Consider the following 20,803-nt stretch of genomic DNA (forward strand, 5'->3'; position numbering starts at 1 on the left):
TTATGAAAAGTTAAAAATATGATATAATGTAATCTTCTGAACATTAAATCAGGGAGTGGGGGAACGAATGCAAATACTATTAATACGACACGGAGAATCCGAAGCGGACATCCTGAATGTACATGAAGGAAGAGCTGACTTTGAATTAACAGAAAAGGGAAGACAGCAAGTACAAAGACTTATACAGAAAGTGAAGGCTGACTTTCCACCAGATTTCATTTGGGCAAGTACATTAAAACGTGCCCGTGAAACTGGTGAAACATTAGCGGAAGCAATTGGTTGTCCAATTCAATTAGAAGAGGAATTAATGGAGTTTAATAATGGGGTGCAAGCCGGTTTATCTTTTGAAGAAGCGAAAAAATATCCTGAGCCAAAGTTTCTTCATGACCGTTTTGAAAATGGAGAATCATTTATTGAATTTAGAATGAGAATAGAAGGAATCTTTTCTAAAATCGTGACAGAGAATACATATGATCGGATAGCAATCGTTGCACACGGTGGTGTAATAAATAGTCTATTACGAGCATTTTTCCAAATGCCAATTTCAATGGATTATTACTTTAAAATAGGAGATACGGGAATAAGTTTAATTGAAATTGATGGTGAACAAAAAACGGTACATTTCATTAATGATACGAATCATTTAGGCGGGATGTAGAGACTTATGTATAAAGTTGTATTTTTCGATGTTGACGGTACGCTTTTAAGTGAGATTGATAGAAGTATGCACGAAAGTACAAAAGAAGTGATAAGAAGGTTAATAGATAAAGGGATTCACGTAGTTGTTACAACAGGGAGACCATATAGTTTATGCTCACAATTTAAAGAACTAGGCATAGACACATTTATTTCTGCAAATGGTGGACATATAAAGTGTAAGGAAGAAGTTATTCATAAATCGATACTTTCAAGTGAAATTGTTCATGATATTTCAAATTTCGCTGAATTACATGGTCATAGTGTTTCTTACTTTACAGAAGAATTTTCTATGAATGGTATAGCCTCAAAAGATGAACGTGTAATACGAGCATTAAACGAAACTTTAAATTTAGAGCGGTATCCTGATAAAGTTAGAAACTTATCAGAAGAGATGTATTGTATATGTCTGTATGCTGATGAAATGGAAGCTCAAAAATTTTTTGAAAGATATCCAATGCTTACGTTTGAACGTTTTCATGGTTATGTTATGAATGTGCTGGAAGATAATAAAGTATCGAAGCTAACTGCAATCCAAAAGGTATTGGAACATTTAAATATTTGTAAGTCAGGAGCAATGGCATTCGGAGATGGTGGAAATGATATTGAAATGCTACAGTATGTAGGTTTAGGAATTGCGATGGGGAATGGTGGAGAAGAGTTAAAAACAAAAGCTGATTTCGTTACAAAGAAATCAAGTGAAGGTGGCATTTCGTTTGCTTTAAAAGAGTTTAGGATCATTTGAAAAAATAATTAGTAAGTGAAAAAAATCCTGTTTTCATAATAGAATTTTTTTCTAACAATACTCTTGCAATAAAAGGAAGGAAATGAGTATAATATAAAAGTAGTTAGGTAAGCTAATTAAATAGGGGGAAGGAGAGTGAAAATGAATGGATTCAAAAAAAGGTGCTCTTCCTTTAGGGATTGATCCATATGCAGAGTTAATAAAAAAGACAGCATCAGCGGAAACAGATCCAATCGCAGCAAAACTTGGTTTGTTAATGTTATGGACGTCTGATAATGTTCTTGATGCTGTTGACGTAGATTTAGCTCCGCTTGGTATTTCGGAAAGCAAATTAGATTTTTTATTGTTATTTATTTTGCGTGAAATGGAATCGAATGGAGAAGAAGTGAACATGAGTCCGTCGGATATAGCGAGTCGATTAGGGATTACACGTGCTTCTGTCACCGGCTTATTAGATTGGATGGAGAAACGAGAGTTAATCGTAAGGTTCCATCATTCTGAAGATCGAAGAAGATTAAAGGTGAAAATTACTCCGAAAGGAAAAGAACTAGTTACACATTCTTTACCGACTTTTTGGTCATCTTGCGCTTCGTTAGTTAATGACTTTAATCAAGAAGAGCGTCAAGTGTTAGAGAAGCTATTAAATAAAATGCAAGTAATTATGCAGATGAAATTAGGCGAAGGTAGGTAAATAAGTTGATTGTGAGAGTCAACTTTTTTATTTAAACATATAATTAGGTTACCTTATTATATGTTTAGCTAATTTAAAGGGCGATAATGTATTTATTAACGTAAACGAATTAAGTGAGTGTTGAAGGGATTTTATTTTGAGTCATTTACTTTATAAGTTTTCAATCGATGAGGAAAATCAATGTAAGGGGGAGATTTTATGATGGAAATATCAAAAGAAGTAAATAGTGGGAGGAATTATACAGTAATGACAGCGGTGTTATGTTGGGCAGGTATGGTAGTTATGTCCAGCCTATATGTGACGATTCCTTTAATCGCTCTATTTTCAGACATTTTTAAAGTTTCATTAGCGCAATCTGCGGCTACAGGCAGTATATTTTCGGTAGGTTTTGCTATAGGTTGTTTGTTATTTGGGGCAATCTCTGATAAATATGGGCGAAAAAAAGTGATTTTTATTGGATTGCTTGCACTGTCGATTGTTTCTTTTTTCTTAGGGTTTGTGGATAGCTTATTTTGGCTTATTATTCTCCGAGGGTTACAGGGAATAGCAGCAGCTACATTTTCTCCAGTGGCGTTAGCTTACGTTGTAGAAATGTTTCCAGTAGAGAAAAAAGTTACAACGATAGGGTTTGTTAGTACCGGTTTTTTAGTAGCTGGAATTGCAGGGCAAGTAATAAGTACTGCTGTTAGTCAGCATTTTGGATGGCATATGGTGTTCTTTCTTCTTAGCTTTGTCTATATCATTACTGCTGTATGGGTTCATTATTCTCTTCCGAAAGGGGAAACGTCTCAAGCTTATACGGATATTTTGGGGCCAATGAAACAGATGGGGAAAGTTTTTACACATAAAAGCTTAGTATGGAGCTATGTGGTTGCGTTTGTTTTATTAATGGCTTTTGTTAATATGTATACTGTTTTAGGGAATTATTTGAGCTCTTCTACTTACAATTTAACAGCAGAACAAATTCTTTATTTTCGCCTAGCAGGGTTATTTGGTATGTTACTATCACCATTTGCAGGTCGTTTAACAAAGAGGTTCGAAGTAAAGAAAGTTCTTCAAGGAGGATTGTTAGTTGCTATTTTTAGTCTAAGTTCAATGGGATTTATTTCGACACTGCCGTTACTTGTAATGATGAGCGTCTGCTTCGTAATAGGTATTGCTATATCGGTTCCATCTTTAGTTTCTCTTGTCGGCCAATTAGGAGGGAGAGCAAGGGGAATAGCAGTTTCTATTTATACTTTCATTTTATTTTTAGGAACTAGTATAGGACCTATTATTTCTATTTATCTTATGAAAATAGGGGACTATGCTCAGACGTTTATTTTATTAGGAGTCATACTCTTTATTGGCTTTGTTTCCACTCTTTTCATTCAAATAAAGGAATGCAAGGATCTTTAACATGCTCAACTAGTAAAATGTGAATTTGACTGCGATGATGATAAAAGTGAGCGACGATTTCAAGTAACCATTCGAATCGAGAATAAGCAATATCCCAATAAGCAGTCATAATTTCCGCTAATTCTTCATTGGAATAGGATAAAAAAGTTTTAGAAAGTAAATCGTACCCTTGTATCATCATTTGTTGCATTTGAGCAATTGTTTCGGGTGTTTGTTCTATATAAAAGGTATGTAATTTTTTTTCCGAAATACCATTTAAGATGAGTAAATCAGCATGGCAAATAAGGGAAAGATGTGTACACATTTCAAATAATGACCGCTTTGATTCAATCGGTGTTATTTTCAAATCACTTTCATTATATTGATTCAGTATTTGGATAGAAGTATCAACAGCAACTTTTAGTTGATGCAACGCAGATTGTACAAACATTGTAATTCTCCTCATCTCCATATATAATAAATTCTTAAGGGTATTATATCACACTCAAAATTCCGAAAATTCTAGTAGTTTGACTAGCATAGTGAAACGTATTATATTGTAAAAGGTCATATGAAACGTGAAATAGAATGGAATGCAATTATTGAGTTAGGAGTTAGACCAATGAGTTTGAAATATGGAAGAGATACAATTGTTGAAGTTGACTTAAATGCTGTAAAACATAATGTAAAAGAATTTAAAAAACATGTAAACGATGAAAATATTGCAATGATGGCTGCTGTAAAAGCGAATGGGTATGGCCATGGGGCAGTTGAAGTTGCGAAAGCTGCTATTGAAGTAGGGGTGAACCAGCTTGCAGTTGCATTTGTCGATGAAGCAATCGAATTAAGAGAAGCTGGGATCACTGTACCAATCTTAATATTGGGTTATACATCAGTTGCAGCTGTGGAATCCGCAATTCAATATGACGTTATGATGACAGTCTATAGAATAGAAGATTTACAAGGCATAAATGAAATTGCACAACGTCTTCAAAATAAAGCACATATTCAAGTGAAAATCGATACAGGAATGAGCCGTATCGGTTTGCAAGAAGAAGAAGTTAAACCATTTTTAGAAGAATTAAACCGTATGGAGTATGTAGAGGTAGTAGGGATGTTTACACATTACTCTACGGCAGATGAAATTGATAAATCGTATACGAATATGCAAACAAGTTTATTTGAGAAAGCTGTAAATACAGCAAATGAATTAGGGATGCAAATACCGTACATTCATAGTTCAAATAGTGCAGGGTCAATGGAACTAAGCAATACATTTCAAAATATGGTTCGCGTTGGTATTGGGGTTTACGGCATGTATCCTTCGAAAGAAGTGGATCATACAGTCGTTTCCTTACAGCCTGCATTGTCATTAAAATCAAAAGTAGCTCATGTTAAACATGCGACGAAAAATCGTGGTGTTAGTTATGGAAATACGTATGTAACAACGGGTGAAGAATGGATTGCGACTGTGCCGATTGGTTATGCTGATGGCTATAATCGCCAGTTATCTAATAAAGGGTATGCATTAATTAATGGAGTTCGAGTGCCGGTTATTGGTCGTGTTTGTATGGATCAGCTTATGCTGGACGTTACAAAAGCGATGCCAGTACAAGTAGGGGACGACGTGGTATTTTACGGCAAACAAGGTGAAGAAGAAATTGCTGTAGAAGAAGTAGCGGATATGTTAGGCACAATTAATTATGAAGTTACATGTATGTTAGACAGAAGAATTCCTCGTGTTTATAAAGAAAATAATGAAACGACTGCGGTTGTAAATATATTAAGAAAAAACTGAATCGATATGATTCAGTTTTTTCTTTACTTTTCGTAAATGAAAATTGGGCTATTGATGTTTTTTGAACAAGTCATAATAATTATGCTTCATTATAATTTCAAAGCCACAATGTGTATATAACTGTAAAGCATTGTTATTTTTCGTTTCGACGTCTAATTCAATCGTTGAAACTCCTTCTGTAATGAGTGTATGTACCATATAACTTAGAATATCTTTACCATATCCTTTACCTTGATAAGAAGGATGGACTGCGAAGCCTGAAAGTGTAGTAGATCGCTCTTGGCGAGTAACTGTAATCGTTCCAATTGATTTTTCATTCATAAGAGCAACGTAAACTTGATGAGAAGGTGACTTCATCATTTTTTGTAACCATGTGGATGTATTTGCTACAGAATCCCCGAAAGCTTTACTAGAGATTTCTATGAGATCAGGAAGTAATTCTGAAGATGCGATGGAAAGTTTAATAGTATTCTTCATTGTTTCTCGTTTTTTATTTGATTTACACGTCATATTATACTCGCTGTATAGATAAGGTAATTTCATTTGATTTGCAAATGCTTTCCCAGATGAGGAATCTCCGTTAATGATGAGAAGAGCTTCGTCTATGTCTCTTTTTTGTATTTCGTTCATGGCAGTTTGTAAAAGGGTAGTGCCTATATGTTGTTTTCTATAGTTTGGGTGCACGAATCCTATTAACTCCAGTTTAGTCGGTCTTTCAAAGTCGTACATACTTAATGCACCAATTAATTGGGTATCATCAAAAAATAGAAAATTATTGATTTCTTTTTTATTACGAGCAGTTAAAAAGTTAACATGTAAATCTGATGAGTAATCAATTTGATCGTATTGTCCGCAAATATGAGCTAAATCTTTCATTTGCTGAATTTCGTTTGCTGTTAAAGAATTCTTTTTTTCAATGTTCATTTCATAATCCCTCGCAATCGTTTTTAAAAATAGGATGGGTAACTTAGCCATTTCTTTAATTCCACACTACCTTGAACAGATAACAGTCGGTACAAATAACGATAAGGCTGTCTACATTCCTCAAGATGAGGAATAGACATAATTGTTTCGTAACCACTTTTAAAGGCATGAGCCTCTTTTTCTGAAAGTACATATTCTAATCCGATAAAATCAAACTCTCGCGGGGCAACTGCATAAGCTTCTGTATCTACTAAACCAGTAATAGTTAGACCATCTGATAAAAACTGAGTAGGATCCATATCAATTAAGACGAGTGTAGATTCCTTTGGTATTGGTAAGGTAGAAAGTTGTGACTCAAAAGTATGAAATGCGTTATATATGCTCTCGTTATCGAAATAAAACCTATTCACAAGTTCTTTACTCACTTTTAAAATGTGTGGCTGGAATTCCGCTAGTGGAACTTGGAGTGTACGTGACGGATTTCCTACGAAATGGGCTGTATACTTATGTATTTGTGCTAGTCCTTTTCCTAGGCTGAATAAAATAGAATCTGGTTGCCCAATAAAAGATTGAACTGTATTACCTACTAATTTTTCAGCCACAATGAATTCTCGGCCATCTAAAATATGTTTTTCTAAAATTGTTGGGATAGGAAGATTTGTATGTTTTTGCAGCAATGCATGTACCGTTTCTAAATGATGTACGTTCCTTGGATCAATTCCAAAGAGATTTTTGCATCCCCACCAAAAATCATTATTTGGCTCTTCATTCATTTTAGAAGAACGAACGATAACTTCTGCATCTGCTGTTTGAATGAGAAAAACGTCACTTGCATGATCTTCATAGCCTGGATGTAAAGCTCGGATGGATAGAATAGGTGAAGTGAATAGTTGTTGTAACATGAAATCCCCTCATTTTTTCTGTAAATTCTATAAATTTATTATATAACAGAATATGTACCCCGTGGATCATGATAGGGGACAATATAGAGCATACATAAATTTATAGTGAGAAATCAGCATGGAAATTATATTTTTCTAGTTTTGTATGAATTATCAAAATAATGTTTTCGAATGATAAACGTGAAAAATGCTCGAATGTAAAGTTCGTATGATACGAGATATGAAAAGTAAAAGGGGAATGAAGTGTCTATTTATAAGGTTCTGTACTCGTAATAGTGCAGGCTTTAGACAATATTTCTCAATAATAAAATGAAGAGAAAGATAGGAAGAAGGAGAATAGATTCCTATATAATAGATTTAAATTAATTAACATAATTAAGTATTAATTAATGTGTGTTGAATCGAAAGGAGAGAATGGTATGGCGAACGTACTCGTAATAAATTTCCCTGGAGAAGGTCATATTAATCCGACGATAGCAGTTGTTAATGAGTTAATTCGACGTGGGGAAACAGTTGTATCATATTGTATTGAAGATTACAAAAACAAGGTTGAAGCAACAGGCGCTGAATTTCGATCATTTGAGAATTTTCTTTCGCAAATTAATATTATGGAACGAGTTAATGAGGGTGGTAGTCCTTTGACGATGCTGTCCCATATGATTGAAGCATCAGAACGTATTGTTACTAAAATTGTAGAAGAAACAAAAGGAGAAAAGTACGATTACTTAATATACGATAATCATTTTCCGGTTGGACGTATTATAGCGAATATTCTACAGTTGCAAAGCGTTTCTTCTTGTACAACCTTTGCTTTTAATCAGTACATTACTTTTAATGATGAGCAAGAATCGAGCCCAATAGATGAGACCAATCCATTATACCAATCTTGTGTAGTGGGAATGGAAAGATGGAAAGAGCAGTATGGAATGAAATGTAATAGTTTGTATGATATTATGAATCATCCTGGCGATATTACGATTGTATACACTTCAAAAGAATATCAGCCACATTCGGATGTATTTGATGAATCGTATAAATTTGTCGGTCCATCAATTGCTACTCGAAAAGAAGAGAACAGTTTTCCTATTAAAGATTTAAAAGATGAAAAAGTGATTTTTATTTCTATGGGAACAGTTTTTAATGAACAACCTGCCCTGTATGAAAAATGTTTTGAAGCGTTTAAAGATGTAGAAGCGAAAGTCATATTAGTTGTTGGTAAGAAAATGAATATAAGTCAATTTGAAAATATTCCGAATAACTTTAAGTTGTATAATTATGTGCCGCAATTAGAAGTATTACAGCATGCTGATGTATTCGTGACACATGGTGGTATGAACAGCTCGAGTGAAGCGTTATATTACGGTGTCCCGTTAGTTGTAATTCCGGTAACAGGAGATCAGCCTTTAGTTGCGAAACGAGTGACTGAAGTAGGGGCTGGAATAAGGCTTAATCGTAAAGAATTAACTTCTGAATTGTTACGTGAGACTGTAAAGGAAGTAATGGATGATGTAACGTTTAAGGAAAATAGTCGTAAAGTTGGAAAGTCACTTCGAAATAGTGGTGGGTATGAGAGAGCAGTTGATGAAATATTTAAAATGAAAATGAATTTATATTTAAAGCTTAAATAAAGTGAAACTTTAATCAGTTTGGACTTTGTTCATCTACAACTGATTGTTAGCTCACACGAATCGGACGTTTTTGGGTAGCCGACTCCTTGTTTCAGCTGAAATTTGAAACGGGAGTCTACTGCTCGCAAATAGCAGAATAAACGCTTAAAACACACTTATTGTAATATGTAAGTGTGTTTCTTCTATTAGGCTTTAAATCAATTACATAAAAATCACTGTAAAGGTGGAACTTCTGTGTATATAAACTGATATCTTTGTATTAGTAGTAAGATTACGTTAAAATAATACTAAGAAAATATATAAGTTTTGGGGGTAATGAATGAAGAGAGTATTTGAATACGTATTATTAACAATTGGTTCCATTATTGTAGCGGGTTCACTAGAACTAATTTTAGCGCCTAATGGACTAGTAGATGGTGGGGTAACGGCTATTGCTATTATGGCAAATAAAGTTGCAGGATTACCGCTGTATGGCGTGTTTTTAGGACTTAATATTCCTATTTTACTATTTACTGCAAAAGTAATGGGGAAGAAGTTTTTTATACGTACATCGTATGCGAATGTCGTTACAACACTCGGATTGATTTATTTAAAACCATTTCCAGCGATTACAACTTCTGAACTATTAATTGTACTTTATGGTGGCGTACTGTTTGGAATTGGTGTAGGGATTGTAGTGAAAATGGGCGGAGCAATAGATGGCTCAGAAATGTTAGCAGTTTGGATGAACAAACACTTTAAGGTACCGATTAGCACATTTTTACTTGCTGTAAATGCAGTTATTTTCATTTTTGTGGCCATTTTATTTTCAATCGAACAAGCGATGTTCTCATTAGCAATTTTCTATATTGTTACGAAGATGATTGATTTCATATTAGATGGCATTAATCAAGGAAAGAGCGTCATGATTATTTCTGGTAAGAATAAAGAAATAGGCGATCTACTTATGAAAGAATTGCAATTATCCGTTACGTATCTACATGGAGAAGGTGGTTTTTTAGGAGAGCATAAGAGAATCATTTATTGTATTACAAACCGTTTCATTTATCCGAAAATGAAAGATCTCGTTCTCTCTGTAGATCCAACTGCTATAATTGAAGCTTCTTATTCAACAGAAACAACTGGTGTTAAGCGTCCGGGAAGGACCGCTCGATCAGGTGATTAACTAAAAGAAGATTGTCCAAAAAGCTATTTTGGACAATCTTCTTTTTTGTTTTGTTGAATTGTTATTGTATTGCGAGTTAAACTCAGCGTTAGCAAATTCTCTTTTAACTAGGAAACCAAGCTTCATTCAATAAGTTTACTACCGTTTCAATTTTATTTTCGGGAATACTACCGAAACCGAGTAATACGTAAGGTTCTTTGCGTAAATCATTTACAAAATCATAGGGAGAAAGTGGATATAACTTAATACTTTGTTTCTTAGCTGATTCAATAAGTTCTTGTTCATTCATATTGTTATGGATACGTAGAACAATATGAAGACCTGATTGTTCACCAAGAATTTGAACATTAGTACCCATTTCTTTCACAATGAATTTTACTAATGTATGATGTTTTCTTTTATATAACGTACGACTGCGGTTAATATGACGTTCCCAATTTCCACTTTGTATAAAATTAGCGAAAGCAAGTTGTTGTGTAGTAGAGACTGTTTGTTTAAAAATACCTTGCAACGCTTCATACGTTTTTAAAAGATGCGGTGGTAAAACAACATATCCCATTCGTAAAGAAGGTAAAAAAGATTTTGAGAAAGTCCCCATATAAATAACACGTTCATTTGAGTCAAGACTTTGTAAAGACGGAATTGGTTTACCTGTGTAACGGAACTCCCCATCATAGTCATCTTCAATAATATATCCATCGCGATCATTGGCCCATTTTAACAATTCCAATCTTCTAGATAAAGGCATAATCATTCCAAGCGGAAATTGATGTGATGGCGTAACGTATGCGACATTGGAATTTGTATTGTATAAGTTAGAAATACGAATCCCTTTTTCGTCTAATGGAATGGGATGAATTTGTTGATTGCAGCTTTTAACAATTGCATGTATACGGTGAAATCCAGGATTTTCAATGCCGTACTCTTTTGTAGGACCAAGCAGTTGAATTAGTAGCCAAAGAAGTGGCTGTGTTCCGGCACCAATCACAATTTGATCAGGTGAAGAATATACACCGCGCGCATGATATAAATATGTTGAAATATGTTCTCGAAGAACGAACTCACCTTGTGGGTCTTCTTTAGCAAATAACGCATTTTCGTACTTTAGTATTGCTTCTTGTAACGCTCTTTTCCAGTTTGTAATCGGAAAAGCAGTTTGATCAATAAGACCTTGGCTACAATCATATTCAAACGGATCTTCTATTAAATTGCTCTTTTCCTTTGCCATATTTAATTTTTTATTCGGGATAACGTCAATATCGACATTTGCAACAAAAATACCACGCTTCGGTTTACTTTCTACATAACCTTCAGCTAATAATTGTTGATAAGCTGATTCAACAGTAATGCGGCTAATATTAAGTTGTGACGCTAAGTTTCTATGTGAGGGAAGACGTGTACCAACAGAAATAGTTCCCTGTATAATTTCATATTTTATAAATTCGTAAATTTGTAAGTAAATAGGTGTATTGCTTTCTAATTGCAATGGGATAGTAAAATCCATAGTAAGAACTCTCCTTTAAAACTGGACTTATAAAAAATAATTAAACTGTCACTTAAGTGAAGGGCAGATACTCCCTATAATAATGATATAACATTTAGAAAATTATACAAATTGTTAGGGGAGAGTTCAAATGAATGTTAAAGAAGTAGTAACAGAAGCACAATTACATGAAGTATTACCTATTTTACAGCAATTACGAACACAGCTTTCCGAAGAGGAAGCAGGCTTTTTATTTCGAAAAATGAAAGAAGAAAATTATAAACTATTTTCGTTACGTAATGAAGATGATGAAGTTGTTGGCCTTGCCGGTGTAGCAATTTGTACGAACTTTTATAATAAGAAGCACGTTTTCGTATATGACCTTGTAACAGCAGAAGCACATCGTTCAAAAGGATATGGGAATGTATTACTTTCTTATATAGAGAACTGGGGAAAGGAAAATGGATGTGAGTCTATCGACTTAACATCAGCGTTTCCTAGAATTGATGCTCATCGTTTTTATGAAAGGGAAGGGTATGATAAGGTAAGTTATTCTTTTCATAAAAAATTATAAAGAAAGATAGGTTCTATATGACATAATATAGAACCTATTTCATTTAGAAAGGTTTATAATTTATTTTGTATAAAGAAAGAAAATGATTGGAGCGTTTATACTTGGAGAAAATAAAGAAACTATCTATCCCTAATAATGCTAGAGTTATCATAATGTCTGATATTCATGGAGAATTGAACCTTTTAAAAGAATTACTACATAAAGTTAACTTTAAGAATGAAGATTATTTAATTATTAATGGAGACCTTTGTGAGAAAGGAAGCGATAGCATCGGCGTAGTAGACTATGTAATGGATCTTGTAGAGAGTAATTTAAATGTTCACGTTGTTGAAGGGAATTGTGAAGTTTTAGTTGATGCTCTTCTAAATGAAAATCCAGGTCTCATTAATTATTTATGTACGAGAAAGCATTCGATTTTTAATGAATGGTTAGAACAATTACATTTTTCTATTCAGGAAGATACTTCAATTCAGGAAGTGAAGGAAGTACTGTTAAGTCACTTTTCAAAAGAAATAAATTGGCTAAATGAGCTGCCAACAGCGATTGAAACAGAAGATTATATTTTTGTACATGCTGGACTGGAAAATAGAGTAGATTGGAAAGAAACAGCGCGCAAAAATGCGATAGCAATGCCAGAGTTTTTTAATAAATCGCATAGAGCTAATAAGTATGTAGTTGTTGGGCATTGGCCTGTTGTGAACTATTCTGAAGAAGCCCCATCTAACAATCCAGTTATTGATAAGGAGAAAAAAATTATTGCAATTGACGGCGGGAATGCGATTAAAGAAGCAGGGCAATTAAATGCATTTATCATTCAGAGGAAACTAACAGGTGATACGTTTTCTTATACATATGTAGACTATTTTCCAATTTATGAAGCAACAGCAGAATTTAATGCTGATGCAACAATGCAGGGAGGGGTTACATATCCGTATTATTACATAGAGCCGGTGGAGAAGAGGCGAGATTACACAATATGCAAGCAAAAGGAAACGAATAAATTACTCAATGTGAAAAATGAATATATTAGGCAACGTGAGTCAGGTGAATACACAGTGAAAACCGATATTTCTTGTGCGCAAATAGGTGTTAGAAAAGGGGATATTGTTTCTCTCATTGATGGTAGCTGCGCAGGGTATGATTTAATTAAAAAAAATGGAGTAGAAGGCTGGATAGAGAAAGGGATTCTACTTGAGATAAATAAGAAGGAAAGTAAAATATTGAGCTGAAATAGGAGGGATGTAACCTCCTGTTTTTTATTAACTGCGTTACGGTCACATATATCATCTTTAGCTATTATGTAGGCTTTATCTTCTGGTATTCCGTTTTATAAATGTGCGCAAGAAACTTTTCAGTTATTTCGGATACTTCCGTAGTTAATAACATATGAGTGAACAGAAGGAATTCTTTACAATGCTGAAAGTCATTTCGTTTAGCGGTATGATTCCGTTTCATATCTTCTTGGAATCGTTGATACATCTCTTGAACTTTTCCCAAAATAAATTCCTCCTGAAATATGGTGAGATTAAAGGTTAGAAGACTACTTTCTTCATAAATATTAAGTGCCAAATAACAAAATGAAACAATATATTATAGAGTTTTGTTTTGATTTTTCTGAAAAAATATTATAATTATATATGAAATAAAGAGGAGTGTAGGAGGAAATTATGCAAAACGTTATAAAAAAGGGGAACAAAGTTACAATTCGTACAATTGAAGAATCAAATATAAAAACATTATGGAGCCTCGTATTTAAAGAAGAAAATCCAGAATGGAAGAAGTGGGACGCGCCATATTTCCCTTTCTCAATGCAAGAATACGCACCTTATAAAGAAAAGATGTTAACTCGTTTACAAGAAGAACCTCTATCAAATTTAATTATAGAAAATAACGGTCAAATTATAGGTACAGTCGGATTTTATTGGGAACATAAACCGACGCGTTGGTTGGAGATGGGAATTGTTATTTATGATCCAACATACTGGAATGGTGGCTACGGTACAGAAGCATTAACATTATATCGAGATTTATTATTTGAAAAGATGGAGATTGGTAGAGTAGGGCTCACGACGTGGTCTGGTAATGAACGAATGATGAAAGTAGCTGAGAAAATAGGAATGACTTTAGAAGGTAGAATGCGCAAATGCCGATATTATAACGGAACATACTATGATTCTATTCGAATGGGAATGATTCGTGAAGAATGGGAAGCAATATATGTAACGAAGGGGTGAGGACGCATGTACGCTATTATTGCAACATTTGATAGTGTGTTTACTAATAAGATTATAGAATTGCAAAATGAACTAACGAATATAATAGAGTCAAATCAATTAGCTGGAGTAGAACCGCATATCACACTTGCGGACTATAAGGAGTTAGATGTTAATTTATATACTAAGAAATTAGAGGAGTTTGTAGCTATTCAAGAGAAAATGGCTGCAGTGAATTTTTCTTCTGTTGGAACTTTTCCTACAAACGGAACGATTTTTCTAGCGCCGACTCTTACCGATGAATTGTTAACACTTCATCATTCTTATCATGATCATTTCCAAGCTTTTCATGATAATCCAAATTCATATTATGTACCGGGCAAATGGGTTCCGCATTGTACGATAGCGAATCATTTGAACTCGACTCAGTTTTTAAGCGCAATGGAGTATATATATGGGGATTTTGATGTTAAAGCAGCTTCGATTGAAAAGTTAAAATTAATTAAGGTAAATTATGAAAATGGTTCTGCCGTTTCTTCTAGTATAGTAGCAGAATATAATTTAATGAGAATGGAGACATCGAGATGACATATGTAATTAGAGAGATGAAGCAAGAAGATATTCATGCTGTACAAACAGTAGCGAAAGTAGTTTGGCATGATACATATGAAGGCATTATTCCGAGAAAGATTCAAGACAGTTTTTTAGACGAGGCATATTCTGATGAAAAAATGAAATATCGTCTTAAAAATACACATTTATTCGTTGCGGAGGAAGAGGGAGAAGTAATAGGATTTGCTAATTTTTCACCAGTTAGATTGCAAAACGAAGCAGAATTAGGTGCGATTTATTTGTTACCAGATCAGCAAGGGAAAGGAATAGGAAGTGCTTTATTACAAAGAGGGATTAAGGCGTTAAAAGGGATCCGGAAACTGTACATACATGTAGAAGCAGCAAATGAAAAAGGTAAACGTTTTTATGAAGCGAAAGGTTTTGCTGAATTAGAGCAATTTGAAGAAGACTTTGAAGGACATTTGATGCAGACAGTAAGGATGGTTTTATACATATAAGGAGGACTAGAAGTGAAGATTTTTGATTTTAGTGAAAAAGCGGGAAAGCGCATAACAGTATTTCAATCTAATTTCATAATGTCGAAAATAGTAAACCACCAAGGGAATGTACATATCGGTGCTATGCATTTACAAGAGAATGGAATAATTGGATATCATGAAGCAGTTGTATCACAACTGCTTCTTATTATGGACGGAGAAGGATATGTGTGTGGGGCAGATAAAGAAAAAGTAAAGATTAGAGCTGGACAAGCTGTATTTTGGGAGAAAGGAGAGTTTCATGAGACGAGTACAGAACATGGATTACTGGCAATTATTATGGAAGCGGAGAATCTTGAACAATCGATAGTAATGCCTATTAAGGATGGGAGTTGTGATAAATGATAATAAAGGCGGATCAAGAAGATACAAATGAAATATTAAAATATGCAGCCCAATCGCTTTTTGAAGGGACGAGAGGGAATTGCCAATTAAGTACAGAGAAGGCAATTGAAATTACAAAACCAATAGTAGAAAAGGGAGCATGTTATTTAGTCACTAAAGAAGAAAATAAAATATTAGGGTGGATATTAGTAGGGGAAAATACTGACTATTTTTCTCGTGAAAAACTTGGATTTATATATGAGCTATACGTTTTTCCAGAGTATCGTGGGAGAGGGATATCACGAGAACTGATGGAGGCCGGTATTAAGGAATTGAAGGAGAAATATTCAGAAATTCGATTAAATGTATTTGCTGGGAATTTTGCGAGAGAGATGTACGAAGAACTTGGGTTTGTTGAAAGACAGGTAATTATGACTTTGAAGTGAGAAAAATTGCGAGGCTGTATTTCTTTTAATTAAAGAATTCTAATAGAATTTTAATCAAACTTTTTAATGGAAAATATACGCATTCATTTTAGGAAATCTGTTTTTCTATTGTTAAGAATAACATTTGTAGAATTTGTTTAATTGATTTCTATTTTAAAGTAATAGTAGTTTCTTAAAAAATAACAAAATTTATATTATACAATATATCGTTATTATAGTAAAAGATAAATTTTGGAAAAATATCATTTTTTTGTTTAGAAATTTTTAAATTATTGATATAATCAATTTGTAGAATTGATTATTGGTTAATTTTACTATTTTTAAATTTTAAGGGGGATTTAATAATGGCAGGACAAATTCGTATGTCACCAGAGGAGCTTAAATCAAAAGCGACTCGATATGGACAAGGTGCAAATCAAATTGAGGACATTTTACGTCAGCTACAAAACTTACAAAATGAATTAAGAGGAGAATGGGAAGGTCGTGCTTTTGAAGGTTTTGACCAACAGTTCAATCAATTAAAACCAAAAGTACAAAACTTCGCACAGCTATTACAAGAAATTAATATGCAGCTTAATAAAACTGCAGAGGCTGTTGCTAGACATGACGAAGATCTTTCTCGTAATTTCGGTCTACAATAAGACAGATAAAAAGAAATATATAATTTAGCCATGCAACCATACGTTGTATGGCTAAATTACTTTAAAACTAGAGTAAGATACGAAGTCTTTCAATTAATAGACTCGCGGTCGCAGGAGTGATAAGTAGTGAAAAAGTTCAGATGGAGCATCTTGTTGTTTATTATTTTAGCTCTTGTACTATCAACAGGGGTCTCCTATTTAGCATTAAATCAAAATGTTAAGAAAGCTAATGAGAATACTACACCAAAAATGACAGTTGCGTTGGTAAATGAAGATCAGGGCACTGTATTTGAGGGCAATAAAATAGCGTTTGGAGATCAATTTGTTAAAAATGTAAATAAAAATACGAAACAAGAATGGTACGTAGTTAGTCGCGGAGTAGCAGAAAATGGTTTGAAAAATAATAATTACAACATGATGATTGTTATACCAAACGATTTTTCTAGGAAAGCAGTTGCGATTGATTCAGAACTACCAGAGAAATTAACGTTAAACTACAAAGTAAATGCAACTGGGAATAACGATTTGAAAGCTGAGGCTGAGAATACGGCGTCTACAATTTTAGAAGATTTCAATAAGCAAATCATCGACGTTTATTTTGCAAGTATTATCGGTAAGTTGCAAGGTGCACAAGATAATATAGGGAAAATAATTGAAAAAGGAAACGTTCAAACAACTATGTACAAAAAAGATGTACATAGTCCTTTAGCAAATTACACAAATCAATTTAAAACAGTGCAAGATTATACTGGGGTTTCTGTTAATAGTTTTAAAGGATTTCAGGATGTATTAAAAGGTTTCGGTCAAGTGTTAGATGAAGGGAATAAATCTAACAATACTTACTTAGAAGGGTTTAATAACTTCCAAAAAATGCAATCTGATAATAATCTGTTAGCGAATAATTTTACGAGTCAATTTAATCAATACATGAGTGAAATGAATACAGGCGATGTTTTAAAGCAGTTAGGTGCATTAGAATCTGCTAATAAAGTGATTACAAATCAATTTACGCTTTCAGAGAAAGAACCAAATATTTTAGCTGATGCTTCAGCAATTCAAAAACATTTAACAGATGTAAAAAAACAAGTGTCAGAATATGATACAGAACTGGCAGGGAAGTTAGAGAGCGATATTCAAGAGACGGTAATTAAAAAATTAAAGCAATCTATGTCGAACGATGGAAAGCAAGAGATCTTTATAAATACATTAATGAAACAACCAGACGCTCGAATAAAGAAACAAATCGAAAATTTAATTGTAAAATTACCTAGTTTAAACATGGAAGAAATCGTTCAAAGTGATTTGCCAGATACAACGAAATTACAAATGCAAAATGTAATTCAATTTACAAAAAAATATAATAAAGAAAATAATTTTTATTATGATTCTGTAAATAAAATATCTTTAGGAAACGCCATTAAAGAAGTGAAGGATAGTCTTTATAAGGATGGAACTACATTTAGTGATACTGCTAAAGTAATTAAAATGGAATCTCCGCAAATTTTGAAGATAAAGATTCCAGAAGAATTTGAACTAGATGGAAGTACAGGATTCTTACATATTGATGGTGAGGATCGTACAAGTGATTTTCTTCAAAGCGAAGCAGGAGAAATTACAATAGCTCCTCGTAATGAAGGGGATATAAAGATTAGCTTGCATGTGAAGTTAAAAGATCCAAACATCAATATAGATGTTTTCTCTCCTGTAATGTGGCAGTGGGAATTGAGTGGGACTCATAAAAAAGAAACTAGTCCTGAAAAAGAAAAACCTAACAAAGAAGATAAAGGAACACAAACGGAAAATAGCAAGGTGGAAAATGTGGTTCATAAATCACAGTATGGCATAATGCCGTTAGTACACAATGCTAAAAAGCCTATTATCAAAAAAATGGAAAACACAACAGGGAATAATGGAGGAAACCCAGGAGGCGGAAAAGGGAAAGATAACGGAACCGGAGGAAACCCAGGAGGCGGAACGGGAACAGATAACGGAACCGGAGGAAACCCAGGAGGCGGAACGGGGACAGATAACGGAACCGGAGGAAACCCAGGAGGCGGAACGGGGACAGATAACGGAACCGGAGGAAATCCAGGAGGCGAACCGGGAACAGATAACGGTAAAGTTATTGAAAGTACAACGAATCAAGTTGTACATCAAAAATCAGAAGAATTAACAAAAAATATATCTAGTGTATTAATAAAAGAAGCAGTAGATACAGTTGAAAGTTATCAAAGTTTAATTAGTTTATACGAAATGTATTATGGGATTGATTTAAGAACGCAAGATGTAGGTTCTAAGCTAGAAGAGGGAAGCTTAGAGGCAATTGCAACTGAACAATCTTTGTACTATGTATTAAATAAACAAAGCTTAATTGATTTAATTTCAAACCTTGTTTCATCAGGTATTACGGCAGAAGTTAAGCAAGATATGACAGGTTTAAAGCAAAAAATAGACTCTTATCAACAATTCATTACGAGTGCGGATCAAAATTCAATGTTACTAGCAGAGAAATTAAATGTAACGACGCAACAAGCAACTAGTATGAATGAAAATTTAGGGGAATATTTAAAAGGTTTAGCGAAATGGCGTGAGAGTAGCTTAAAGCTAGTTGAAGAACAGCAAGTGCTAACAACAAATAATACTGGTGAGCAAACAGCTGTTTTATCGTTAGATTCAGGTATTAAATCATTAATGTCACAAAGTCAATCATTGGTCGAGAGTTCGAAGCATAGTTTAGCAACTTCAGACGATGTTTATAAAACATTTGATCAAATTAATGGACAAGCAAAAGAAATTCAAGACAGCGGAACGACAATTGTTTCAAAAGCTGATTCATTATTAAATGACTTTACAAAGAAAATGGAAGATGATAAAACATTCTCCAAAAACTTTACTAAAATTTTGGCTAATAGCCGAATTGGTGATCGCCAAAATGAAATGTTATATCAATTTTTATCTAGCCCAGTTCAAAAACAAAATGATGGAGTCATTGTAGCTGGTAATGCTTTTACACCATATTTAATCGTATTAACTTGTTTTATTGTTGCGTTATTTACAGCATACGCAATTGCGAATCAAGAAAAGAAACGAACGCAATTAGATCATTTTGAAGAGAAATTCTCATTAATTGATATGAATGTACCAACTACAGTAGTAGCATTCGGTATATCAATTGTGGAAGGAATTAGTATAGGTATCATTTCTGGACGTCTTTTACAGTTTGGTCAGGATCAAAGTTTACTATGGATTGCGTTTATCACAATCATTATGATGGCGTTTGTATTGGTTTCAACATATTTATTGCGACAAATAAAAATGGTAGGGATGTTTATCCTATTAGTATTTTTAAGTATGTACCTATTTTTAACTGAAGCAGTTGGAAGTAAAGTAGATCAAATGTCATCAGTTGGAAAGGTACGTCAATTTTCACCACTTCAGTATATAGAAAGTTTTCTAAATGATTTTATTAGCGGTAAAGATACGGGGAAAGTTATTTTTATCGTATTGTTTGTAATTGCCATTATAGGGTTAGTTAGTAATCTATTTGTATGGCATAAGAAATGGGAGGAAAAAGAAGTAAATGATCAAACAATGGAGCATAGTGGCTAAGTTATCATTTCTCTCTATCCTTTTACTGTTTGTCGCGCTACCGATAAGGAGCGCGGCGGACAGTTATCTTGGTGATGATGGGAAGATTAAGTTTAAAGTGGATCGAATTGAAGAAAGCGACCAAGAAAAAAATAAAGAAGAACATAAGGAAACAGAATTAGATAAAGCATCAATTGAGTTATTTAGCAAAGACATAGAAGAAGAAATTCAGAAAAAGAAAAAGAAAGAACAAAAAGATATGGAAGCTTTACGAGATTCTCTTTTTATAAAACAAAAAGAAAATAATAGTGTGAAAGATATGAAAAATAGTTTGTTTAGCAGTGAATACGTTGTGAGAAAAAGTGCAGATGAAGTAGCGAGTAATGAAACAATGAACGAAAAGCCAATTGGTACAACAATCATATTATTATTTGGTGGTGGCATTGTACTTATTTGCATCGGTATTTATACGGTTCTTCGCAAAAGTTGGAGGTAAAGT

At 33.7% G+C, this 20,803-nt stretch carries 22 protein-coding genes; 17 read left to right on the plus strand and 5 right to left on the minus strand.

Going from position 1 to position 20,803, the window contains the following annotated elements:
* The first annotated feature begins 67 nt into the window (after window positions 1-67).
* From JDS92_RS01310 to JDS92_RS01325, 4 genes are all read left to right on the plus strand, one after another.
* Window positions 68-658, plus strand: coding sequence for a histidine phosphatase family protein (locus tag JDS92_RS01310; RefSeq protein ID WP_087970095.1), 591 nt, complete (start codon window positions 68-70; stop codon window positions 656-658).
* Between the two features lie 6 nt (window positions 659-664).
* Window positions 665-1,441: a Cof-type HAD-IIB family hydrolase gene (locus JDS92_RS01315; RefSeq protein ID WP_087970096.1), complete on the plus strand. Its 777-nt coding sequence runs from the start codon at window positions 665-667 to the stop codon at window positions 1,439-1,441.
* A 145-nt stretch (window positions 1,442-1,586) separates the two neighbouring features.
* On the plus strand, window positions 1,587-2,132 hold the full coding sequence (locus JDS92_RS01320) for a MarR family winged helix-turn-helix transcriptional regulator (protein ID WP_000377478.1): 546 nt from the start codon (window positions 1,587-1,589) through the stop codon (window positions 2,130-2,132).
* Between the two features lie 201 nt (window positions 2,133-2,333).
* Complete coding sequence (locus tag JDS92_RS01325; RefSeq protein WP_199631447.1) at window positions 2,334-3,530, plus strand: MFS transporter; 1,197 nt, start codon at window positions 2,334-2,336, stop codon at window positions 3,528-3,530.
* Here the strand turns inward: JDS92_RS01325 and JDS92_RS01330 are convergent.
* Window positions 3,499-3,960, minus strand: a complete 462-nt coding sequence (locus tag JDS92_RS01330) for a DinB family protein (protein WP_000498011.1) — start codon at window positions 3,958-3,960, stop codon at window positions 3,499-3,501. The two genes, JDS92_RS01325 and JDS92_RS01330, sit on opposite strands and share 32 nt — an antisense overlap.
* A gap of 171 nt (window positions 3,961-4,131) precedes the next feature.
* Between JDS92_RS01330 and alr the strand changes: the two genes are divergently transcribed.
* Complete coding sequence (gene alr, locus JDS92_RS01335; protein WP_199631448.1) at window positions 4,132-5,307, plus strand: alanine racemase; 1,176 nt, start codon at window positions 4,132-4,134, stop codon at window positions 5,305-5,307.
* Window positions 5,308-5,355: 48 nt separating this feature from the next.
* On the opposite strand, the gene JDS92_RS01340 is transcribed toward alr, so the two are convergent.
* Window positions 5,356-6,231: a GNAT family N-acetyltransferase gene (locus JDS92_RS01340; RefSeq protein ID WP_199631388.1), complete on the minus strand. Its 876-nt coding sequence runs from the start codon at window positions 6,229-6,231 to the stop codon at window positions 5,356-5,358.
* Window positions 6,232-6,254: 23 nt separating this feature from the next.
* On the minus strand, window positions 6,255-7,133 hold the full coding sequence (locus JDS92_RS01345) for a protein kinase family protein (RefSeq protein WP_087970097.1): 879 nt from the start codon (window positions 7,131-7,133) through the stop codon (window positions 6,255-6,257).
* Between the two features lie 419 nt (window positions 7,134-7,552).
* Between JDS92_RS01345 and JDS92_RS01350 the strand changes: the two genes are divergently transcribed.
* On the plus strand, window positions 7,553-8,761 hold the full coding sequence (locus JDS92_RS01350; RefSeq protein WP_199631389.1) for a macrolide family glycosyltransferase: 1,209 nt from the start codon (window positions 7,553-7,555) through the stop codon (window positions 8,759-8,761).
* Between the two features lie 319 nt (window positions 8,762-9,080).
* Window positions 9,081-9,926: a YitT family protein gene (locus tag JDS92_RS01355; RefSeq protein WP_000831972.1), complete on the plus strand. Its 846-nt coding sequence runs from the start codon at window positions 9,081-9,083 to the stop codon at window positions 9,924-9,926.
* A 103-nt stretch (window positions 9,927-10,029) separates the two neighbouring features.
* Here the strand turns inward: JDS92_RS01355 and pdxR are convergent, their stop codons facing one another.
* Window positions 10,030-11,430 carry a MocR-like pyridoxine biosynthesis transcription factor PdxR gene (gene pdxR, locus JDS92_RS01360; protein ID WP_087970098.1) on the minus strand — a complete coding sequence of 467 codons (1,401 nt, stop codon included), beginning with the start codon at window positions 11,428-11,430 and terminating at the stop codon, window positions 10,030-10,032.
* Window positions 11,431-11,560: 130 nt separating this feature from the next.
* Between pdxR and JDS92_RS01365 the strand changes: the two genes are divergently transcribed.
* Window positions 11,561-11,983: a GNAT family N-acetyltransferase gene (locus JDS92_RS01365; protein ID WP_001101103.1), complete on the plus strand. Its 423-nt coding sequence runs from the start codon at window positions 11,561-11,563 to the stop codon at window positions 11,981-11,983.
* A gap of 101 nt (window positions 11,984-12,084) precedes the next feature.
* Window positions 12,085-13,212, plus strand: a complete 1,128-nt coding sequence (locus JDS92_RS01370; RefSeq protein ID WP_199631390.1) for a metallophosphoesterase — start codon at window positions 12,085-12,087, stop codon at window positions 13,210-13,212.
* 67 nt (window positions 13,213-13,279) lie between these two features.
* Here JDS92_RS01370 and JDS92_RS01375 read toward each other — a convergent pair whose 3' ends face one another.
* Window positions 13,280-13,480 (minus strand): hypothetical protein, encoded by a 201-nt coding sequence (locus tag JDS92_RS01375; protein WP_199631391.1) that lies wholly within the window; start codon window positions 13,478-13,480, stop codon window positions 13,280-13,282.
* A 170-nt stretch (window positions 13,481-13,650) separates the two neighbouring features.
* Between JDS92_RS01375 and JDS92_RS01380 the strand changes: the two genes are divergently transcribed.
* The 8 genes from JDS92_RS01380 to essA all read left to right on the plus strand — a co-directional run bounded on the left by JDS92_RS01380 (window position 13,651) and on the right by essA (window position 20,800).
* A complete protein-coding gene (locus JDS92_RS01380; protein WP_087970099.1) occupies window positions 13,651-14,217 on the plus strand; it encodes a GNAT family N-acetyltransferase in 567 nt (188 codons plus the stop codon).
* A gap of 6 nt (window positions 14,218-14,223) precedes the next feature.
* Window positions 14,224-14,784, plus strand: a complete 561-nt coding sequence (locus JDS92_RS01385) for a 2'-5' RNA ligase family protein (protein ID WP_199631392.1) — start codon at window positions 14,224-14,226, stop codon at window positions 14,782-14,784.
* Window positions 14,781-15,266, plus strand: coding sequence for a GNAT family N-acetyltransferase (locus JDS92_RS01390; protein WP_199631393.1), 486 nt, complete (start codon window positions 14,781-14,783; stop codon window positions 15,264-15,266). The genes JDS92_RS01385 and JDS92_RS01390 overlap by 4 nt, the downstream gene beginning before the upstream one ends.
* A gap of 12 nt (window positions 15,267-15,278) precedes the next feature.
* The gene (locus JDS92_RS01395; protein ID WP_199631394.1) at window positions 15,279-15,650 is read left to right on the plus strand and encodes a cupin domain-containing protein; all 372 of its coding nucleotides are present in this window, start codon (window positions 15,279-15,281) and stop codon (window positions 15,648-15,650) included.
* Window positions 15,647-16,075 (plus strand): GNAT family N-acetyltransferase, encoded by a 429-nt coding sequence (locus tag JDS92_RS01400; protein WP_199631395.1) that lies wholly within the window; start codon window positions 15,647-15,649, stop codon window positions 16,073-16,075. The genes JDS92_RS01395 and JDS92_RS01400 overlap by 4 nt, the downstream gene beginning before the upstream one ends.
* Window positions 16,076-16,419: 344 nt before the next feature.
* A complete protein-coding gene (locus tag JDS92_RS01405) occupies window positions 16,420-16,716 on the plus strand; it encodes a WXG100 family type VII secretion target (RefSeq protein WP_000918601.1) in 297 nt (98 codons plus the stop codon).
* Between the two features lie 126 nt (window positions 16,717-16,842).
* On the plus strand, window positions 16,843-20,325 hold the full coding sequence (gene esaA / locus JDS92_RS01410) for a type VII secretion protein EsaA (protein ID WP_307838326.1): 3,483 nt from the start codon (window positions 16,843-16,845) through the stop codon (window positions 20,323-20,325).
* Window positions 20,297-20,800: a type VII secretion protein EssA gene (gene essA, locus JDS92_RS01415; protein ID WP_000595649.1), complete on the plus strand. Its 504-nt coding sequence runs from the start codon at window positions 20,297-20,299 to the stop codon at window positions 20,798-20,800. The genes esaA and essA overlap by 29 nt, the downstream gene beginning before the upstream one ends.
* Window positions 20,801-20,803: the final 3 nt, after the last annotated feature.

The organism is Bacillus cereus group sp. N12, assembly GCF_016483575.1.
Lineage (GTDB): Bacteria > Bacillota > Bacilli > Bacillales > Bacillaceae_G > Bacillus_A > Bacillus_A toyonensis.

Bases quoted from the DNA above. Each gene is read 5' to 3' on its own strand.
- JDS92_RS01350 (WP_199631389.1), top strand. From the start codon at position 7,553: ATGGCGAACGTACTCGTAATAAATTTCCCTGGAGAAGGTCATATTAAT.
- JDS92_RS01405 (WP_000918601.1), top strand. From the start codon at position 16,420: ATGGCAGGACAAATTCGTATGTCACCAGAGGAGCTTAAATCAAAAGCG.
- JDS92_RS01355 (WP_000831972.1), top strand. From the start codon at position 9,081: ATGAAGAGAGTATTTGAATACGTATTATTAACAATTGGTTCCATTATT.
- JDS92_RS01315 (WP_087970096.1), top strand. From the start codon at position 665: ATGTATAAAGTTGTATTTTTCGATGTTGACGGTACGCTTTTAAGTGAG.
- pdxR (WP_087970098.1), bottom strand. From the start codon at position 11,430: ATGGATTTTACTATCCCATTGCAATTAGAAAGCAATACACCTATTTAC.
- essA (WP_000595649.1), top strand. From the start codon at position 20,297: ATGATCAAACAATGGAGCATAGTGGCTAAGTTATCATTTCTCTCTATC.
- alr (WP_199631448.1), top strand. From the start codon at position 4,132: ATGAGTTTGAAATATGGAAGAGATACAATTGTTGAAGTTGACTTAAAT.
- JDS92_RS01330 (WP_000498011.1), bottom strand. From the start codon at position 3,960: ATGTTTGTACAATCTGCGTTGCATCAACTAAAAGTTGCTGTTGATACT.
- JDS92_RS01340 (WP_199631388.1), bottom strand. From the start codon at position 6,231: ATGAACATTGAAAAAAAGAATTCTTTAACAGCAAACGAAATTCAGCAA.
- JDS92_RS01385 (WP_199631392.1), top strand. From the start codon at position 14,224: ATGTACGCTATTATTGCAACATTTGATAGTGTGTTTACTAATAAGATT.
- JDS92_RS01310 (WP_087970095.1), top strand. From the start codon at position 68: ATGCAAATACTATTAATACGACACGGAGAATCCGAAGCGGACATCCTG.
- JDS92_RS01365 (WP_001101103.1), top strand. From the start codon at position 11,561: ATGAATGTTAAAGAAGTAGTAACAGAAGCACAATTACATGAAGTATTA.
- JDS92_RS01320 (WP_000377478.1), top strand. From the start codon at position 1,587: ATGGATTCAAAAAAAGGTGCTCTTCCTTTAGGGATTGATCCATATGCA.
- JDS92_RS01390 (WP_199631393.1), top strand. From the start codon at position 14,781: ATGACATATGTAATTAGAGAGATGAAGCAAGAAGATATTCATGCTGTA.
- JDS92_RS01325 (WP_199631447.1), top strand. From the start codon at position 2,334: ATGGAAATATCAAAAGAAGTAAATAGTGGGAGGAATTATACAGTAATG.
- JDS92_RS01345 (WP_087970097.1), bottom strand. From the start codon at position 7,133: ATGTTACAACAACTATTCACTTCACCTATTCTATCCATCCGAGCTTTA.
- JDS92_RS01400 (WP_199631395.1), top strand. From the start codon at position 15,647: ATGATAATAAAGGCGGATCAAGAAGATACAAATGAAATATTAAAATAT.
- JDS92_RS01380 (WP_087970099.1), top strand. From the start codon at position 13,651: ATGCAAAACGTTATAAAAAAGGGGAACAAAGTTACAATTCGTACAATT.